The following is a 16,875-nucleotide window of genomic DNA, read 5'->3' as shown; positions in this document are numbered from 1 at the left end:
CTATGTTTATCCCGTCATACTTCAAGCCGCAGATGCGTTGGCTGTGTGCGTTCACCCCAGTCACGTACTTTTGTACGCTCAGGGGATTCACTCCCTCGCTGCCTTGCTGCAACTTGAATTATTTAGGGCTAATTATTGGTAAATAGTTATCAAAGGCGAAGTGTAGCCTTTTTCATTGCCCAATCCCAGCCAGCAGATCTCACTCGCAACAAAAGTAAAAAAGTGTCCGTGACGTGGCACATTCTGCAATGTCTGGTTAGCATGAACTAATTAAGCGGCATGATGCTGCACAGACGTAAACGACAAGAGGAAGAGCTTGTGGACAAAGCCAAACAATTTACCTGGCGCCTGCTGGCTGCCAGCGTATGTCTGCTGACGGTCAGTCAAGTGGCGCGAGCCGATTCCCTGGATGAGCAGCGCAATCGCTATGCGCAAATTAAGCAGGCCTGGGATAACCGACAAATGGACGTCGTAGAGCAGATGATGCCCGGCCTGAAGAACTATCCTCTGTACCCCTATCTGGAATATCGCCAGATCACTGACGACTTGATGAATCAGCCTACCATCACCGTAACGAACTTTGTGCGCGCTAACCCGACGCTCCCACCGGCACGTACTCTGCAATCGCGTTTTGTGAACGAACTGGCGCGTCGGGAAGACTGGCGCGGGCTGCTGGCATTTAGCCCGGATAAGCCTGGCACTACTGAGGCGCAATGTAACTACTACTATGCGAAATGGAGCACCGGGCAAATCGAAGAGGCCTGGCAGGGCGCAAAAGAGTTGTGGTTAACCGGCAAAAGCCAGCCGAATGCGTGTGACAAATTATTCGGCGTATGGCGCGCTTCCGGCACTCAGGACCCGCTGGCATATCTGGAACGTATCCGTCTGGCGATGAAAGCGGGGAATACCGGTTTGGTGACCGCGTTGGCTGGACAGATGCCTGCGCAATACCAAACTATCGCTTCGGCGATCATCTCTCTGGCCAACGATCCAAATTCGGTGATGACCTTTGCTCGCACCACCGGTGCGACGGATTTCACCCGACAGATGGCGGCGGTGGCTTTTGCCAGCGTAGCCCGTCAGGATGCGGAAAATGCGCGTTTGATGATCCCTTCATTGGCGCAAGCACAACAGCTTAATGACGATCAAATTCAGGAGCTGCGTGATATCGTTGCCTGGCGCCTGATGGGCAATGATGTGACCGATGAGCAGGCGAAATGGCGCGATGATGCGATTATGCGCTCACAATCCACCACGCTTGTGGAACGTCGTGTGCGCATGGCGCTGGGGACCGGGGACCGTCGCGGGCTGAACACCTGGCTGGCCCGCCTGCCGATGGAGGCGAAAGAAAAAGATGAGTGGCGCTACTGGCAGGCGGATCTGCTGCTGGAGCGGGGACGCAATGATGAAGCGAAAGAGATCCTGCATCAGCTCATGCAGCAGCGCGGTTTCTACCCGATGGTGGCCGCGCAAAGGCTGGGAGAAGAGTACGCGTTGAAAGTGGATAAAGCGCCAGCGAATGTTGACTCTGCCCTGACTCAGGGGCCGGAAATGGCGCGTGTTCGTGAACTGATGTACTGGAACCTGGACAATACCGCACGCAGTGAGTGGGCGAACCTGGTCACCAGCCGCGCCAAGTCTGAGCAGGCACAATTGGCGCGTTATGCGTTTAATAACCACTGGTGGGATCTGAGCGTTCAGGCGACGATCGCCGGTAAGCTGTGGGATCATCTGGAAGAGCGCTTCCCGCTGGCTTACCAGGATCTGTTTACCCGCTACACCCGCGGAAAAGATATTCCACAGAGTTATGCGATGGCCATTGCACGTCAGGAAAGCGCCTGGAACCCGAAAGTAAAATCGCCGGTAGGTGCCAGTGGGCTGATGCAGATTATGCCGGGCACGGCGACGCATACGGTGAAAATGTTCTCGATTCCAGGTTACAGCAACCCAAATCAGTTGTTAGATCCTGATACCAATATCAACATCGGTACCAGCTATTTGCAGTACGTGTACCAGCAATTTGGCAACAACCGTATCTTTGCTTCTGCGGCGTATAACGCCGGCCCGGGACGCGTTCGTACCTGGCTTGGCAATAGCGCAGGTCGTATTGATGTCGTGGCGTTTGTCGAAAGTATTCCGTTCTCGGAAACGCGAGGATATGTGAAGAACGTGCTGGCATACGATGCTTACTACCGTTATTTCCTCGGGGATAAACCGACGTTGATGAGCGACGCAGAATGGCAACGTCGTTACTGATCGCGTTGAGTGTGTTATGCTATCGTACTCGTTAAAGAGTACAAAAGGGGGAAGCAAGCACGCTTCCCCCCGCAACGATGGCGACATTTTATGACCCAGCAATCACCCTATTCAGCAGCGATGGCAGAACAGCGTCACCAGGAGTGGTTACGTTTTGTCGACCTGCTTAAACAGGCTTACGAGCAAGATTTACATCAGCCACTGCTCAATTTGATGTTAACGCCGGATGAGCGCGAAGCGCTGGGAACGCGCGTGCGCATCATTGAAGAGTTGTTGCGTGGTGAGATGAGCCAGCGCGAGCTAAAAAACGAACTTGGGGCCGGGATTGCCACCATTACGCGTGGTTCCAACAGTCTCAAGTCGGCACCCGTAGAGTTACGCCAGTGGCTGGAGCAGGTGTTGCTCGGGAAAAATTGAAGTGCCGGATGCGGTTTTGCCTTATCCGGCCTACGGTCGAACATCCGGCGCAATGCTATAAATACACCGCGTTATGAAATGGGCTTAACGCCAGAATCACTGCCTGGTGATAGACGCTCGAACGCGTCAGCTTGCCCGCGGTAAAGACGCCGATTGCGCCCTCTTTACGGCCAATCTCATCAATACCCGTGTAATCCGACATCACCGGACCAAGCGCTTCACCCAGGCGTACTCTGTCGAGAATGATGGCAGGCAATGGCAGCGTAGCAGAACGGGCTTCGCCACGCTGGATACCGTTATCAATTACCACCCAACTGAAGGTGGCGTCATCGTCAATTCCCGCTTCAATAGCGACCCAGAAATCAGCCTGCGGGTGCAGGCGGCGCGCGTTATCAACGCGATTTCGTGCGCCAGTGCGCGTTTCCTGGTTTCCAAAAGGCTGTTCCGGCACGCCACTCTCGACGGCGATGGGTTCAATATGGCAGGATCCTTCCCCGAAAATCTCTTCAAATGCCCGCAGAATTGCCTGAATTTTGGCAGGATTGGTGGTCGCAGAGATAACCTTGTGCATAATTAAGCTCAGTTTGAAAATTCATCGCAGAGTCTACTCAAAGTACGACGAGTATATAACGGAAAAAAAGCATGTTACAGGTATACCTTGTTCGCCATGGTGAAACGCAGTGGAACGCCGAGCGACGTATTCAAGGCCAGTCAGACAGCCCACTGACCGCTAAAGGTGAGCAGCAAGCCATGCAGGTTGGTGAACGCGCCCGCTCGTTTGGCATTACGCACGTTATCAGTAGCGATTTAGGTCGTACACGACGCACTGCAGAAATTATCGCTCAGGCGTGTGGCTGTGAGATCACTTATGATGCGCGCCTGCGTGAACTCAATATGGGCGTGCTGGAAAAACGCCATATCGATACACTGACCCCGGAAGAAGAGGGCTGGCGTCGTCAGTTGGTGAACGGTACGGTGGATGGTCGTATTCCGGAAGGGGAATCGATGCAGGAACTGAGCGATCGTGTCAACGCGGCGCTGGCATCCTGCCTGGAACTGCCGCCGGGGAGTCGTCCATTGCTGGTGAGCCATGGTATTGCGCTGGGCTGCCTGGTGAGCACTATTCTGGGATTGCCTGCATGGGCTGAGCGTCGTTTGCGTCTGCGCAACTGCTCCATTTCTCGTGTCGATTACCAGGAAAGTTTATGGCTGGCACCGGGCTGGGTGGTTGAAACGGCAGGGGACATCTCGCATCTGGATGCCCCTGCGTTGGATGAACTACAGCGTTAACGGCGGATAGGAATCAGGAATTCGCAGCGCAGGTTAATAGGGCGATCTCCCGCTTTGGCATCTTCTGCCGGGTAGTATCGCTCTATATCCTGCCCTTTACGGCGAGTCAGGTTCAGCATTGGCATGCAGGTGCCGTACACCGTCAGGATAAACTCCTGCACGCCCGTCCCCAGACCCTCATAGGTAAACATCACATACTCGCCGCCCTGTAACAGGATGGGTTGCGCCGACTGCACGTATCCGTTGGCCTGCTCTGGTGTGAGCGCGGTGGTATAAAACACTTCCTGTTCGTCATCTTTCTCAATGCTGGGACGCGTTTCATTGAGTCCGTACAGAACCTGCGGGATCGCAGGAGCCTGAGCAAGGAAGTCGCGCCAGAACTGGATCCGCATTTCATGACGGAAATCTGAAATCTGCTCAAGTGAGCAGGAATAACTCTGCGTGGTACCCAGCAGTGGTGTATCTTCCAGCGTGACGAATTCATGCGCTGGCATGGCAAATTCCCCGAGGCGCATCGGAGGGCGAATACCGAAAGCGCTCCATTCCGGTGAACGACGATACAGCGCAGGCGTCTGGGAAAATTGCTTTTTGAACGCGCGGGTAAACGTCTGTTGGGAATCGAAGCGATACTGCAGGGCGATGTCCAGTATTGGACGCGCAGTCAGGCGTAGCGCCACTGCGGACTTCGATAAACGACGAGCACGGATATAAGCGCCAATAGCGTGGCCCGTCACGTCCTTGAACATTCTCTGCAGATGCCACTTGGAATAGCCTGCTTTTGCCGCCACATTGTCAAGCGACAAAGGCTGATCCAGATGGCCTTCCAGCCAGATTAAGAGGTCGCGAATAATGCCAGCCTGATCCATAAAATATCCTCATCCTTTCAACAACGAGTACCTGACGTCAGGTATGAGGATAATAGCATTTTTTGCTGTTTTAGCATTCAGTGTTTTTTTTGCTCATAAGTGCTTTTTTCGCACATACGAAAGCGTGATTATTGTAATCCTGTGATCTGTATACGTTTTATCCTAGAATGTCGAATAATTACACAGAGTAACATTTAAGAATGGTAACAATATGAAATATAAGAGCTTAGTCATTTCCTCAATTCTGCTGATGATGGCGCAGGTTGCCCATGCGGAGCAGATTGGATCTGTCGATACCGTGTTCAAAATGTTTGGACCGGATCATAAAATTGTGGTCGAGGCATTTGATGATCCTGATGTCACTAATGTGACCTGCTACGTTAGCCGCGCCAAAACGGGTGGCATTAAAGGTGGGCTCGGTTTGGCTGAAGATACTTCCGACGCGGCTATCTCCTGTCAGCAAGTGGGGCCGGTGGAGCTGAGCGACAGAATTAAAAACGGCAAAGCCCAGGGCGAGGTGGTCTTTAAGAAACGTACGTCTCTGGTGTTTAAATCCTTACAGGTCGTGCGTTTTTATGATGCGAAACGCAACACGCTGGCCTATCTGGCCTATTCAGATAAGGTGGTTGATGGATCGCCCAAAAATGCTATCAGCGCGGTACCCATCATGCCGTGGCAGCGATAACAGGTAGGCAAAATGCAACAGGCGCTGATCTGGTTGGTTGAGGACGAGCAGGGGATTGCGGATACGCTTATCTACATGCTGCAGCAGGAAGGTTTTAGCGTTGAAGCCTTTGAGCGTGGATTGCCCGTGCTGGAAAAATCACGCCAAAGATGTCCGGATGCGATCATTCTGGATGTCGGACTCCCGGATATCAGCGGCTTTGAACTGTGCCGGCGATTACTGGAACGTCACCCGGCATTGCCAATCCTCTTTCTGACTGCGCGTAGCGATGAAGTCGATCGCCTGCTGGGGCTGGAAATCGGTGCGGATGATTATGTGGCGAAACCCTTCTCTCCGCGTGAGGTGTGCGCCCGCGTGCGTACGTTGCTGCGACGGGTGAAAAAATTCTCCACGCCTCCACCGGCGACGCGGTGCGGTGATTTTGAACTCAATGAGCTTGCCGCACAGATTACCTGGTTTGGTATGCCGTTAAATCTGACACGCTATGAATTCTTGTTGCTGAAAACATTACTGCTGTCGCCGGGACGCGTCTACTCACGCCAACAGTTAATGGATTTAGTCTGGGCCGATGCCCAGGATACTTTTGACCGAACGGTAGACACGCACATTAAAACGCTGCGTGCCAAACTGCGGGCCATCAACCCGGAGTGCTCACCGATTAATACACATCGTGGTATGGGATACAGCCTGAGGAGCACCTGATGCGCATTGGCATGCGTTTGCTGCTGGGCTACTTTCTGATTGTCGCCGTTGCCGCCTGGTTCGTTCTGTCCATCTTTGTACAGGAGATTAAGCCCGGCGTTCGTCGTGCGACGGAAGGTACGTTGATTGATACCGCTACGCTGCTGGCCGCGCTGGCGCGTGATGATTTGCTTTCTGGCTCTCCCTCCCACGGCAGGCTGGCACAGGCATTTTCGCAACTGCACGATCGTCCTTTTCGCGCCAATATCAGTGGTATTAACAAAGTGCGCAATGAGTATCACGTCTACATGACGGACGCGCAGGGCAAGGTGGTGTTTGATTCCGCCAACAAAGCCGTAGGCGAAGATTATTCTCGCTGGAACGACGTATGGTTAACGCTGCGTGGGCAGTATGGCGCACGAAGTACGCCACAGAACCCGGCCGATCCGGAAAGTTCGGTGATGTATGTTGCCGCACCGATTGTTGACCGCGGACGTATTATTGGTGTGCTCAGTGTCGGCAAACCAAATGCGGCAATGGCTCCTGTTATTCAGCGTAGCGAGCGGCGAATACTGTGGGCCAGCGCCGTGTTACTGGGGATCGCCTTAATGATTGGCGCAGGAATGGTATGGTGGATAAACCGGTCTATCGCGCGGCTGGCACGCTATGCTGATTCTGTCACTGAGAATCGCCCCGTTGCGCTTCCGGATCTTGGTAGCAGTGAGCTACGCAAGCTGGCGCAGGCGCTGGAAAGTATGCGCCTGAAGCTGGAGGGCAAGAATTACATTGAGCAGTACGTCTATGCGTTGACGCATGAGCTCAAAAGCCCGCTGGCGGCGATTCGCGGCGCGGCAGAAATTTTGCGCGAAGGCCCGCCGCCCGGTGTGGTCGTGCGATTTACCGATAATATTTTGACGCAGAATGCGCGCATGCAGGTGCTGGTCGAAACGCTGTTACGCCAGGCCAGACTGGAGAACCGGCAGGATATTACGTTGACGCCGGTGGTAGTAGATACTCTATTTTCCCAGCTCAAAGAGGTGCGTAGCGTGCAACTGGCCGCAAAAAATATCACGCTTACCGTCGTACCTTCATCGCTGACGGTTGACGCCGATGCCGCACTGCTGGAGCAGGCGCTGGGTAATCTGCTGGATAACGCTATCGATTTTACGCCGGAGAACGGGACAATTGTATTGAGCGCGCATTCGCAGGAGGACCGCGTCACAATACAGGTCAGTGATAACGGCAGTGGCATACCTGACTTTGCGTTGCCGCGTATTTTTGAGCGCTTCTATTCGCTGCCCCGCGAGAATGGGCATAAAAGCAGTGGGCTGGGGCTGGCGTTTGTCAGTGAGGTTGCGCGATTGCATCGAGGTGACGTGGAGTTGTGCAACCGGTCAGAAGGCGGGGTGCAGGCCTCGTTTACACTTCACCGTCACTTCACATAACTTCAAATTCCCCGCACATAGCTGTTCTACCTTGCTGACATCGCAAAGGAGAACGCTATGTTTAAATCACCCCTGTTTTGGAAAATAGTTACCTTAGGTGGCGCTATGCTGCTGCTGTTAATTCCACTGACGATGGTCAGGCAGATAATTGTTGAGCGGTCGGACTATCGTAGTGAGGTAGAAGATGCTATCCGACAGAGCACCAGCGGACCGCAAAAGGTGGTAGGCCCGCTGATTGCCGTCCCGGTGACGGAACTGTATACCGAGCTGGAAGGTGACAAACAGATCCAGCGAAAGCGTAGCTACATCCACTTCTGGTTGCCGGAATCGCTGGTTGTTGAGGGTAACCAGAATGTTGAAGCCCGTAAGATAGGTATTTATGAAGGACAGGTCTGGCACAACGATTTGTCGGTGAAGGCCGAGTTTAATGCTGAACGCCTCAGTGAACTGAACCATCCCAATATCACCATCGGCACACCTTTTGTGGTGGTTGGGGTGGGCGATGCGCGCGGTATTGGCGTCGTGAAGGCTTCGCAGATTAATGGAACATCGCTGGCGGTCGAACCTGGTACAGGATTGGATGGTCGTGCTCAGGGGATCCACATTCCGCTACCGGACGCCGGCTGGGCGGAAAAAAGTCTCAGTGTCGTGTTGTCGCTTAATCTGAGTGGAACAGGTGATTTTTCTGTCGTCCCGGTTGGTCGTAATAGCGAAATGACCGTGACCAGCAACTGGCCACATCCTAACTTCCTCGGTGATTTTCTTCCGGCTAAGCGTGAAGTCAGTGAGTCAGGATTTAAGGCGCAATGGCAAAGTAGCTGGTTCGCGAATAATCTGGGAGAGCGCTTTGGCGATGAGAAGATTGGCTGGCAGGGTATGCCCGCATTTAGCGTCGCTGTGGCTACGCCTGCGGATCAGTATCAATTGACAGACAGAGCGACAAAGTATGCCATTTTATTGATTACGCTAACTTTTATGTCTTTCTTTGTGCTCGAAAGTATGACCAGCCTTCGACTGCACCCGATGCAATATCTGTTGGTGGGATTATCTTTGGTGATGTTCTATTTGCTGTTGTTGGCGCTGTCGGAGCACGTTGGTTTTACTGCCGCATGGATTGTCGCCAGCCTGGTTGGCGCACTGATGAACGGCGTGTATTTACAGGCGATACTACAGGGATGGCGTAACAGTCTGTTTTTTACCGCAGCATTACTGGGACTGAATGGCGTGATGTGGGCACTGTTGCGTTCGCAGGATAGCGCTTTATTGCTGGGAACGGGTGTACTGTTACTGGCGCTTTGTGGGGTTATGTTCCTGACGCGTCATCTTGACTGGCACGCACTTGCACAGCCAAAGCCCAAAACGGAGAACGCAACTGAGGACGATGAATTACGGCTGTGGAAATAGGGGCGTAGTGAAATGAAAAACGGCGCATAAAGCGCCGTTTTTATACCAGTCAGGATGATATTAATCCTGCAGGTCGCCGCAGAAACGGTAGCCTTCACCGTGAATGGTAGCGATGATTTCTGGTGTATCCGGCGTGGATTCGAAGTGCTTACGAATACGGCGGATTGTTACGTCAACGGTACGGTCATGCGGCTTCAGTTCGCGACCGGTCATTTTTTTCAACAGTTCTGCGCGAGACTGGATCTTGCCCGGATTCTCACAGAAGTGAAGCATGGCACGGAATTCGCTACGTGGCAGTTTATACTGCTCGCCGTCAGGGCCAATCAGAGAGCGGCTGTTGATGTCCAACTCCCAACCATTGAACTTGTAGCTTTCGACGCTACGACGCTCTTCGCTCACTGTGCCCAGATTCATGGTACGGGACAGCAGGTTACGAGCACGGATAGTCAGTTCGCGTGGGTTAAACGGCTTGGTGATGTAATCGTCAGCGCCGATTTCGAGGCCGAGAATTTTATCGACTTCGTTATCACGGCCCGTCAGGAACATCAGTGCAACGTTAGCTTGTTCGCGGAGTTCACGCGCTAACAGAAGACCATTTTTACCTGGCAGATTGATATCCATAATCACAAGGTTGATGTCATATTCAGAGAGGATCTGATGCATTTCCGCGCCATCTGTCGCCTCGAATACATCATAGCCTTCCGCTTCGAAAATGCTTTTCAACGTGTTACGTGTTACTAACTCGTCTTCAACGATAAGAATGTGCGGGGTCTGCATGTTTGCTACCTAAATTGCCAACTAAATCGAAACAGGAAGTACAAAAGTCCCTGACCTGCCTGATGCATGTCGTAAATTAACATGATCGGCGTAACATGACTAAAGTACGTAATTGCGTTCTTGATGCACTTTCCATCAACGTCAACAACATCATTAGCTTGGTCGTGGGCACTTTCCCTCTGGACCCGACAGTGTCAAAAACGGCTGTCATCCTAACCATTTTAACAGCAACATAACAGGCTAAGACGTACCGGACACCCAATAAAACTACGCTTCGTTGACATATATCAAGTTCAATTGTAGCACGTTAACAGTTTGATGAAATCAACGTATCTAAATGATAGCTTTCATCACAAAATTGCAATATTACAACTAGTTGCACGCGCTAATTAATAAATGTAATGAATCCAATCTATGAGAACCATTCTAAATTAAATTATCATGGATAAACAGAAGGATATGCAACTTCTGTTAACATAAAAAGCAATAGTACAGGCAGGAAATAGTTTAGCATTTTTTACTGAATGTGAAATGCTTTTTCAGTGATTTCTGTTAAAAATATGTAAATTCGCGCTGCGTAATATGTTGATGCACATCACATAATTATCTGCAGGCCGGTCAAAAAGAGTATCAAAATGCGTTTAACAATTATTCTGGTTGCTCCAGCCAGAGCCGAAAATATTGGCGCGGCAGCGCGTGCTATGAAAACCATGGGATTCACGCAATTGCGGATCGTTGATAGCGAGGCTCATCTGGAGCCTGCGACGCGATGGGTGGCACATGGTTCAGGTGACATTATTGATAATATTAACGTTTTTCCAACGTTAGCCGATGCGTTGCACGACGTTGATTTTACCATCGCCACCACGGCTCGTAGCCGCGCGAAGTTCCATTATTACGCTACCCCGGTCGAGCTGGTTCCCTTGTTGCAGGAAAAATCAACGTGGATGGATCACGCCGCGTTGGTGTTCGGTCGTGAAGATTCGGGGCTGACAAACGAAGAATTAGCGCTAGCGGATGTGCTAACCGGCGTGCCGATGGTGGCTGACTATCCGTCACTGAATTTGGGGCAGGCGGTGATGGTGTATTGCTATCAATTAGCAGGTTTAATACAACAACCGGCAAAAAACATTGAAGTGACGGATGAGCTTCAGTTGCAGGCGTTACGTGTCCGGGTTTTGCAATTATTAGCCACGCTGGACGTTGCGGATGATATCAAGCTCACGGATTGGCTACAGCAGCGGATGGGGTTATTAGGACAGCGAGATACAGCAATGTTGCACCGTTTTTTACATGATATCGAAAAAAATATTACAAAATAAAATGTCTTCTTTAGTTTGTTTTTTAGTGTTTGATTCTGACTTCAAGTAGGGCGCGCATACTGTATTGGTTGAAAATAAAAGGGCAAGCAGTCGCTCGTGAACAAGTTTCGGAATGTGATCAATTTAAAAATTTATTGACTTAGGTCAGCAGATACTTTAACCCTAAAAGAATACAGCACAGACAGATTACCCGTCATACTTCGAGTTGCATGTACGTTAGCTGCATTTGCTTACCGGCAACGCGAATGATTTTGGGTACATAATTACAGAGCACACAACATCATGAAACGCATCAGCATCACCATTACAACAACCATCACCATTACCACAGGTAACGGTGCGGGCTGACGCGTACAGGAAACACAAGAAAAAGCCCGCACCTAAACAGTGCGGGCTTTTTTTTCGACCAAAGGCAACGAGGTAAACCATGCGAGTGTTGAAGTTCGGCGGTACATCAGTGGCAAATGCAGAGCGCTTTCTGCGAGTTGCCGATATTCTGGAAAGCAATGCCAGGCAGGGGCAGGTCGCGACTGTTCTTTCTGCCCCCGCAAAAATTACGAACCATCTGGTGGCGATGATTGAGAAGACCATCGGTGGTCAGGACGCTTTAGCCAATATCAGTGACGCCGAACGTATTTTCTCAGAGCTTTTGGTTGGCCTCGCAGCCGCGCAGCCGGGTTTCCCGCTAACGCAGCTTAAAGCCTTCGTTGAACAAGAATTTGCCCAAATTAAACATGTCCTGCACGGTATCAGCCTGCTGGGACAGTGCCCGGACAGCATTAACGCTGCGCTTATTTGCCGTGGCGAAAAAATGTCGATCGCTATCATGGCAGGCCTGCTGGAAGCGCGTGGGCATCACGTTACCGTTATCGATCCGGTTGAGAAACTACTGGCGGTAGGTCATTACCTCGAATCTACCGTTGATATCACCGAATCTACGCGTCGCATCGCAGCCAGCCGTATTCCAGCAGATCATATGATTTTGATGGCAGGCTTCACTGCCGGGAATGAAAAAGGTGAGCTGGTGGTGTTGGGGCGCAATGGCTCTGACTACTCTGCCGCTGTGCTGGCTGCCTGTTTACGCGCGGACTGTTGTGAGATCTGGACCGATGTTGACGGTGTATATACCTGCGACCCGCGCCAGGTTCCTGATGCCAGGCTGTTAAAGTCGATGTCTTATCAGGAAGCGATGGAGCTTTCTTACTTTGGCGCCAAAGTATTACACCCGCGAACCATTACCCCGATTGCTCAGTTCCAAATCCCTTGCCTGATTAAAAACACCGGAAACCCACAAGCGCCAGGTACACTGATCGGTGCCAGTAGCGATGAGGACGATTTGCCGGTAAAAGGTATTTCTAACCTCAATAACATGGCGATGTTTAGCGTCTCCGGCCCTGGAATGAAAGGCATGGTAGGCATGGCGGCTCGCGTTTTCGCGGCGATGTCTCGTGCCGGTATCTCAGTGGTGCTGATCACGCAGTCTTCTTCTGAATACAGCATCAGTTTCTGCGTGCCGCAAGGCGACTGCATACGGGCGCAGCGGGCGATGCAGGATGAATTCTACCTCGAGCTGAAAGAAGGGCTGCTGGAGCCACTGGCTGTAACTGAACGCCTGGCGATCATCTCAGTGGTTGGTGACGGCATGCGTACGCTACGCGGCATCTCGGCGAAATTCTTTGCCGCGCTGGCTCGCGCGAACATCAATATCGTGGCGATCGCCCAGGGGTCTTCTGAGCGTTCTATTTCGGTGGTGGTCAACAACGACGACGCGACCACTGGCGTACGCGTGACCCATCAGATGCTGTTCAACACCGACCAGGTGATTGAAGTGTTTGTGATTGGCGTCGGTGGTGTAGGCTCCGCACTGCTTGAGCAGCTCAAGCGTCAGCAAAGCTGGTTGAAGGGCAAACATATCGATCTGCGCGTGTGCGGTGTGGCGAACTCGAAGGCCTTGCTGACGAATGTCCACGGTCTGAATCTGGAAAACTGGCAATCGGAACTGGAGTGCGCGAAAGAGCCTTTCAACCTCGGCCGTTTGATTCGTCTGGTAAAAGAATACCATCTGCTTAATCCGGTGATCGTCGACTGTACCTCAAGCCAGGCGGTGGCAGACCAATATGCCGATTTCCTGCGTGAAGGTTTCCACGTGGTCACCCCGAACAAAAAAGCCAACACGTCGTCGATGGATTACTACCATCAGCTGCGTTTTGCTGCCGCGAAATCCCGGCGTAAATTCCTGTACGACACCAACGTTGGCGCAGGATTACCAGTTATTGAGAACCTGCAAAACCTGCTTAGCGCGGGTGATGAGCTACAACGTTTCTCCGGTATCCTCTCCGGCTCGCTGTCGTTTATTTTCGGCAAACTGGATGAAGGGATGAGTTTCTCGCAGGCCACCACGCTGGCGCGGGAGTTGGGTTACACCGAACCCGATCCGCGTGATGATCTCTCTGGTACGGATGTGGCGCGTAAACTCCTGATTTTGGCGCGTGAAACCGGCCGCGAACTGGAGCTTTCTGACATTGTCATTGAGCCGGTGCTGCCAGAAGCATTTGATGATTCTGGTGATGTTTCCGCGTTTATGACGAATTTGTCGCAACTGGACGATGAGTTTGCCGCTCGCGTCGCGAAAGCTCGTGATGAGGGTAAAGTATTGCGCTATGTTGGCAATATCGAAGAAAACGGCGTCTGCCGGGTGAAAATCGCTGAAGTGGATGGTAACGATCCGCTGTTCAAAGTGAAAAACGGTGAAAATGCGCTGGCGTTCTACAGCCATTACTATCAGCCATTACCGCTGGTGCTGCGCGGATATGGTGCGGGTAATGATGTTACGGCGGCAGGTGTATTTGCCGATCTTCTTCGCACCCTTTCATGGAAGTTAGGAGTCTGACATGGTGAGAGTTTATGCCCCGGCTTCCAGTGCCAATATGAGTGTCGGGTTTGATGTGCTTGGCGCGGCGGTCACCCCCGTAGATGGTTCACTGTTGGGTGACGTGGTCTCGGTTGAGGCGGCTGACCAGTTCAGCCTGAACAACCTCGGGCGCTTTGCGAATAAGCTGCCGTCAGCGCCGCGGGAAAATATCGTCTACCAGTGCTGGGAGCGTTTTTGTCAGGAACTGGGTAAAACCGTTCCGGTGGCGATGACGCTGGAAAAAAATATGCCGATTGGTTCCGGGTTAGGCTCCAGCGCCTGTTCCGTTGTGGCCGCACTGGTGGCGATGAACGAATTTTGTGGTAAACCGCTCAACGATACGCGGCTGTTGGCGATTATGGGCGAACTGGAAGGGCGTATCTCCGGCAGTATTCACTACGATAATGTCGCCCCGTGCTTTTTGGGCGGCATGCAGTTAATGATCGAAGAAAACGGCATTATCAGCCAGCAGGTGCCAGGCTTTGATGAGTGGCTGTGGGTACTGGCGTATCCAGGCATTAAAGTTTCCACGGCGGAAGCGCGGGCGATTTTACCTGCACAGTATCGTCGTCAGGACTGTATTGCCCATGGGCGGCATCTGGCAGGGTTTATTCATGCCTGCTATTCCCGTCAGCCAGGGCTTGCCGCGAAGCTGATGAAAGATGTTATTGCTGAGCCATACCGTACCCGCTTGCTGCCCGGCTTTAGTCAGGCACGTCAGGCGGTAGCGGAAATTGGCGCGCTGGCTAGCGGTATTTCCGGGTCGGGGCCGACGCTGTTCGCCTTATGCGATAAACCGGATACGGCACAGCGCGTAGCAGACTGGCTGGGTAAAAATTACCTGCAAAATCAGGAAGGCTTTGTTCATATTTGCCGGTTGGACACGGCAGGCGCACGGGTACTGGGATAATTAATGAAACTCTATAATCTGAAAGATCACAACGAACAGGTCAGCTTTGCGCAGGCCGTCACGCAAGGGCTTGGCAAGAATCAGGGATTGTTTTTTCCGCACGATCTGCCGGAATTTAATCTGACAGAAGTGGATGAGATGCTGAACCAGGATTTCGTTAGCCGCAGTGCTAAGATCCTTTCCGCATTCATTGGCACAGAGATCCCACAAGAGATCCTGGAAGAACGCGTGCGAGCGGCATTTGCATTTCCGGCACCGGTTGCTCAGGTCGAAGGTGATGTCGGCTGTCTGGAGCTGTTCCATGGTCCGACACTGGCGTTTAAAGACTTTGGCGGGCGCTTTATGGCGCAAATGCTAACGCACATCAGCGGTGACAAACCGGTGACTATCCTGACCGCGACATCCGGAGACACCGGGGCGGCGGTTGCACATGCTTTTTATGGCCTGAAAAATGTGCGTGTGGTGATCCTCTACCCAAATGGCAAGATCAGCCCATTGCAGGAGAAACTGTTCTGTACGCTGGGCGGCAATATTGAAACCGTCGCGATTGATGGTGACTTTGATGCCTGCCAGGCACTGGTGAAACAGGCGTTTGATGATGAAGAGCTGAAGGCGGCATTGGGTCTGAATTCCGCTAACTCCATCAACATCAGCCGCCTGCTGGCGCAAATCTGCTACTACTTTGAAGCCGTGGCTCAACTGCCGCAGGAAGCGCGTAACCAACTGGTTATTTCTGTTCCCAGCGGTAACTTTGGCGATCTGACCGCGGGTCTGCTGGCGAAATCACTTGGCTTGCCAGTGAAGCGCTTTATTGCGGCTACCAACGTCAACGATACGGTTCCACGTTTTCTTGCCGAAGGCGAGTGGGCACCGAAAGCGACTCAGGCGACCTTATCGAATGCCATGGACGTTAGCCAGCCAAACAACTGGCCGCGTGTGGAGGAACTGTTCCGCCGTAAAATATGGCGCCTGAATGAGTTGGGCTATGCCGCTGTGGATGATGCAACAACGCAGGACACCATGCGTGAGCTGCAGCAGAAAGGTTATACCTCAGAACCGCATGCTGCGGTGGCGTATCGTGCACTGCGTGACCAGTTGAATCCGGGCGAATATGGCCTGTTCCTTGGCACCGCACATCCGGCGAAATTTAAAGAAAGCGTTGAACAGATTCTGAATGTCACGCTGGATCTACCAAAAGAGCTGGCTGAACGTGCAGATTTACCGCTGCTCTCTCACCATCTGCCTGCTGATTTTGCCGCGCTGCGTCAGTTAATGATGACCCGCAGTTAATTGTTGTGCCCGGTGACGCTCTGCTTACCGGGCAGACGGCACCTGTTATCCGGTAACAGGTAGGCGATACTTGCTAACAATCTGAGTCGGGTTTTACCCGGCTTTTTTTATGGAGAAAATAAGGAGGAAATAGGTAGCGAAAAAGGAGAAATTCCCAATAAATGCGCTAACTTAGAGATTAGGATTGCGGAGAATAATAACTTTTATTCCCTTCACGTAATCTCCTTTTATCGACCCGATAAGGGCAATGATAAAAAGGAGTCACCAATGAAAAAATTCAAACCTGTGCTTCTTGCGCTTTCTATGATGCTGGTTGCTCCCCTTGCCGTGCAGGCGGCTGAAATTACTCTGGTACCGGCAGTTAAATTACAGATTGGCGATCGTGACAGCCGGGGTAACTACTGGGATGGCGGGAACTGGCGCGATCACGGTTGGTGGGGAAAACACTATGAGTGGCGGGATCATCGCTGGCAACCTCACGGACCGCGTCCACAGCCACACAACAATCGCTATGATGATCATCATAACGATCGACATGACGATCGCCGCGACGACCACCGTCCGGGAGCGAACGGGCACCACTAAGTTTGTGCTGTCGGATAAGGTGCATCCTTATCCGAC

The 16,875-nt window shown here is 52.1% G+C and carries 17 protein-coding genes and 1 other annotated feature; of the genes, 14 read left to right on the top strand and 3 right to left on the bottom strand.

Annotation, left to right across the window (positions count from 1 at the left end):
- The first annotated feature begins 318 nt into the window (after positions 1–318).
- Complete coding sequence (gene sltY / locus NNO03_RS09545; RefSeq protein ID WP_271449384.1) at positions 319–2,256, top strand: murein transglycosylase; 1,938 nt, start codon at positions 319–321, stop codon at positions 2,254–2,256.
- A gap of 90 nt (positions 2,257–2,346) precedes the next feature.
- Positions 2,347–2,673, top strand: a complete 327-nt coding sequence (gene trpR / locus NNO03_RS09540; RefSeq protein ID WP_271449383.1) for a trp operon repressor — start codon at positions 2,347–2,349, stop codon at positions 2,671–2,673.
- A 55-nt stretch (positions 2,674–2,728) separates the two neighbouring features.
- Here the strand turns inward: trpR and yjjX are convergent, their stop codons facing one another.
- Positions 2,729–3,244, bottom strand: coding sequence for an inosine/xanthosine triphosphatase (gene yjjX, locus NNO03_RS09535; RefSeq protein ID WP_271449382.1), 516 nt, complete (start codon positions 3,242–3,244; stop codon positions 2,729–2,731).
- Between the two features lie 71 nt (positions 3,245–3,315).
- On the opposite strand from yjjX, the gene gpmB reads away from it, so the two are divergent.
- The gene (gene gpmB, locus NNO03_RS09530) at positions 3,316–3,963 is read left to right on the top strand and encodes a 2,3-diphosphoglycerate-dependent phosphoglycerate mutase GpmB (RefSeq protein WP_271441700.1); all 648 of its coding nucleotides are present in this window, start codon (positions 3,316–3,318) and stop codon (positions 3,961–3,963) included.
- Here gpmB and robA read toward each other — a convergent pair.
- A complete protein-coding gene (gene robA / locus NNO03_RS09525) occupies positions 3,960–4,829 on the bottom strand; it encodes an MDR efflux pump AcrAB transcriptional activator RobA (protein ID WP_137383794.1) in 870 nt (289 codons plus the stop codon). The two genes, gpmB and robA, sit on opposite strands and share 4 nt — an antisense overlap.
- Positions 4,830–5,040: 211 nt before the next feature.
- On the opposite strand from robA, the gene creA reads away from it, so the two are divergent.
- The 4 genes from creA to creD are packed head-to-tail and all read left to right on the top strand — an operon-like array spanning position 5,041 to position 9,044.
- The gene (gene creA / locus NNO03_RS09520; RefSeq protein ID WP_137383793.1) at positions 5,041–5,514 is read left to right on the top strand and encodes a protein CreA; all 474 of its coding nucleotides are present in this window, start codon (positions 5,041–5,043) and stop codon (positions 5,512–5,514) included.
- Between the two features lie 12 nt (positions 5,515–5,526).
- On the top strand, positions 5,527–6,216 hold the full coding sequence (gene creB, locus NNO03_RS09515; RefSeq protein WP_271449381.1) for a two-component system response regulator CreB: 690 nt from the start codon (positions 5,527–5,529) through the stop codon (positions 6,214–6,216).
- Positions 6,216–7,640: a two-component system sensor histidine kinase CreC gene (gene creC / locus NNO03_RS09510; RefSeq protein ID WP_271449380.1), complete on the top strand. Its 1,425-nt coding sequence runs from the start codon at positions 6,216–6,218 to the stop codon at positions 7,638–7,640. The genes creB and creC overlap by 1 nt, the downstream gene beginning before the upstream one ends.
- A 57-nt stretch (positions 7,641–7,697) precedes the next feature.
- Positions 7,698–9,044, top strand: coding sequence for a cell envelope integrity protein CreD (gene creD / locus NNO03_RS09505; protein ID WP_271449379.1), 1,347 nt, complete (start codon positions 7,698–7,700; stop codon positions 9,042–9,044).
- Between the two features lie 60 nt (positions 9,045–9,104).
- Here creD and arcA read toward each other — a convergent pair whose 3' ends face one another.
- Complete coding sequence (gene arcA, locus NNO03_RS09500; protein ID WP_001194359.1) at positions 9,105–9,821, bottom strand: two-component system response regulator ArcA; 717 nt, start codon at positions 9,819–9,821, stop codon at positions 9,105–9,107.
- A gap of 95 nt (positions 9,822–9,916) precedes the next feature.
- Between arcA and yjjY the strand changes: the two genes are divergently transcribed.
- The 7 genes from yjjY to NNO03_RS09465 all read left to right on the top strand — a co-directional run bounded on the left by yjjY (position 9,917) and on the right by NNO03_RS09465 (position 16,839).
- Positions 9,917–10,057, top strand: coding sequence for a protein YjjY (gene yjjY, locus NNO03_RS09495; protein WP_001541509.1), 141 nt, complete (start codon positions 9,917–9,919; stop codon positions 10,055–10,057).
- Between the two features lie 399 nt (positions 10,058–10,456).
- Positions 10,457–11,143, top strand: a complete 687-nt coding sequence (locus NNO03_RS09490) for a tRNA/rRNA methyltransferase (RefSeq protein WP_271449378.1) — start codon at positions 10,457–10,459, stop codon at positions 11,141–11,143.
- 277 nt (positions 11,144–11,420) lie between these two features.
- Positions 11,421–11,547 (top strand) — a sequence feature (Thr leader region).
- On the top strand, positions 11,426–11,491 hold the full coding sequence (gene thrL / locus NNO03_RS09485) for a thr operon leader peptide (RefSeq protein ID WP_032337689.1): 66 nt from the start codon (positions 11,426–11,428) through the stop codon (positions 11,489–11,491). Its footprint overlaps the feature before it by 66 nt.
- 23 nt (positions 11,548–11,570) lie before the next feature.
- A complete protein-coding gene (gene thrA, locus NNO03_RS09480) occupies positions 11,571–14,033 on the top strand; it encodes a bifunctional aspartate kinase/homoserine dehydrogenase I (RefSeq protein ID WP_271449377.1) in 2,463 nt (820 codons plus the stop codon).
- 1 nt (position 14,034) lies between these two features.
- Complete coding sequence (gene thrB, locus NNO03_RS09475; RefSeq protein ID WP_271449376.1) at positions 14,035–14,964, top strand: homoserine kinase; 930 nt, start codon at positions 14,035–14,037, stop codon at positions 14,962–14,964.
- A gap of 3 nt (positions 14,965–14,967) precedes the next feature.
- The gene (gene thrC, locus NNO03_RS09470) at positions 14,968–16,254 is read left to right on the top strand and encodes a threonine synthase (protein ID WP_271449375.1); all 1,287 of its coding nucleotides are present in this window, start codon (positions 14,968–14,970) and stop codon (positions 16,252–16,254) included.
- A gap of 267 nt (positions 16,255–16,521) precedes the next feature.
- Positions 16,522–16,839: a DUF2502 domain-containing protein gene (locus NNO03_RS09465; protein WP_271441691.1), complete on the top strand. Its 318-nt coding sequence runs from the start codon at positions 16,522–16,524 to the stop codon at positions 16,837–16,839.
- Positions 16,840–16,875: the final 36 nt, after the last annotated feature.

This window comes from Citrobacter sp. Igbk 16, assembly GCF_028069755.1.
In the GTDB taxonomy this organism is placed as follows: domain Bacteria; phylum Pseudomonadota; class Gammaproteobacteria; order Enterobacterales; family Enterobacteriaceae; genus Citrobacter.
The sequence above is the reverse complement of the archived record's forward strand: the minus strand, read 5'-3'. Positions and strand labels throughout refer to the sequence as shown.

Excerpts from the sequence above, each read along its gene's own strand:
- trpR (WP_271449383.1), top strand. The coding sequence starts at position 2,347 with ATGACCCAGCAATCACCCTATTCAGCAGCGATGGCAGAACAGCGTCAC.
- yjjX (WP_271449382.1), bottom strand. The coding sequence starts at position 3,244 with ATGCACAAGGTTATCTCTGCGACCACCAATCCTGCCAAAATTCAGGCA.
- gpmB (WP_271441700.1), top strand. The coding sequence starts at position 3,316 with ATGTTACAGGTATACCTTGTTCGCCATGGTGAAACGCAGTGGAACGCC.
- robA (WP_137383794.1), bottom strand. The coding sequence starts at position 4,829 with ATGGATCAGGCTGGCATTATTCGCGACCTCTTAATCTGGCTGGAAGGC.
- creA (WP_137383793.1), top strand. The coding sequence starts at position 5,041 with ATGAAATATAAGAGCTTAGTCATTTCCTCAATTCTGCTGATGATGGCG.
- creB (WP_271449381.1), top strand. The coding sequence starts at position 5,527 with ATGCAACAGGCGCTGATCTGGTTGGTTGAGGACGAGCAGGGGATTGCG.
- creC (WP_271449380.1), top strand. The coding sequence starts at position 6,216 with ATGCGCATTGGCATGCGTTTGCTGCTGGGCTACTTTCTGATTGTCGCC.
- creD (WP_271449379.1), top strand. The coding sequence starts at position 7,698 with ATGTTTAAATCACCCCTGTTTTGGAAAATAGTTACCTTAGGTGGCGCT.
- arcA (WP_001194359.1), bottom strand. The coding sequence starts at position 9,821 with ATGCAGACCCCGCACATTCTTATCGTTGAAGACGAGTTAGTAACACGT.
- yjjY (WP_001541509.1), top strand. The coding sequence starts at position 9,917 with ATGACTAAAGTACGTAATTGCGTTCTTGATGCACTTTCCATCAACGTC.
- NNO03_RS09490 (WP_271449378.1), top strand. The coding sequence starts at position 10,457 with ATGCGTTTAACAATTATTCTGGTTGCTCCAGCCAGAGCCGAAAATATT.
- thrA (WP_271449377.1), top strand. The coding sequence starts at position 11,571 with ATGCGAGTGTTGAAGTTCGGCGGTACATCAGTGGCAAATGCAGAGCGC.
- thrB (WP_271449376.1), top strand. The coding sequence starts at position 14,035 with ATGGTGAGAGTTTATGCCCCGGCTTCCAGTGCCAATATGAGTGTCGGG.
- thrC (WP_271449375.1), top strand. The coding sequence starts at position 14,968 with ATGAAACTCTATAATCTGAAAGATCACAACGAACAGGTCAGCTTTGCG.
- NNO03_RS09465 (WP_271441691.1), top strand. The coding sequence starts at position 16,522 with ATGAAAAAATTCAAACCTGTGCTTCTTGCGCTTTCTATGATGCTGGTT.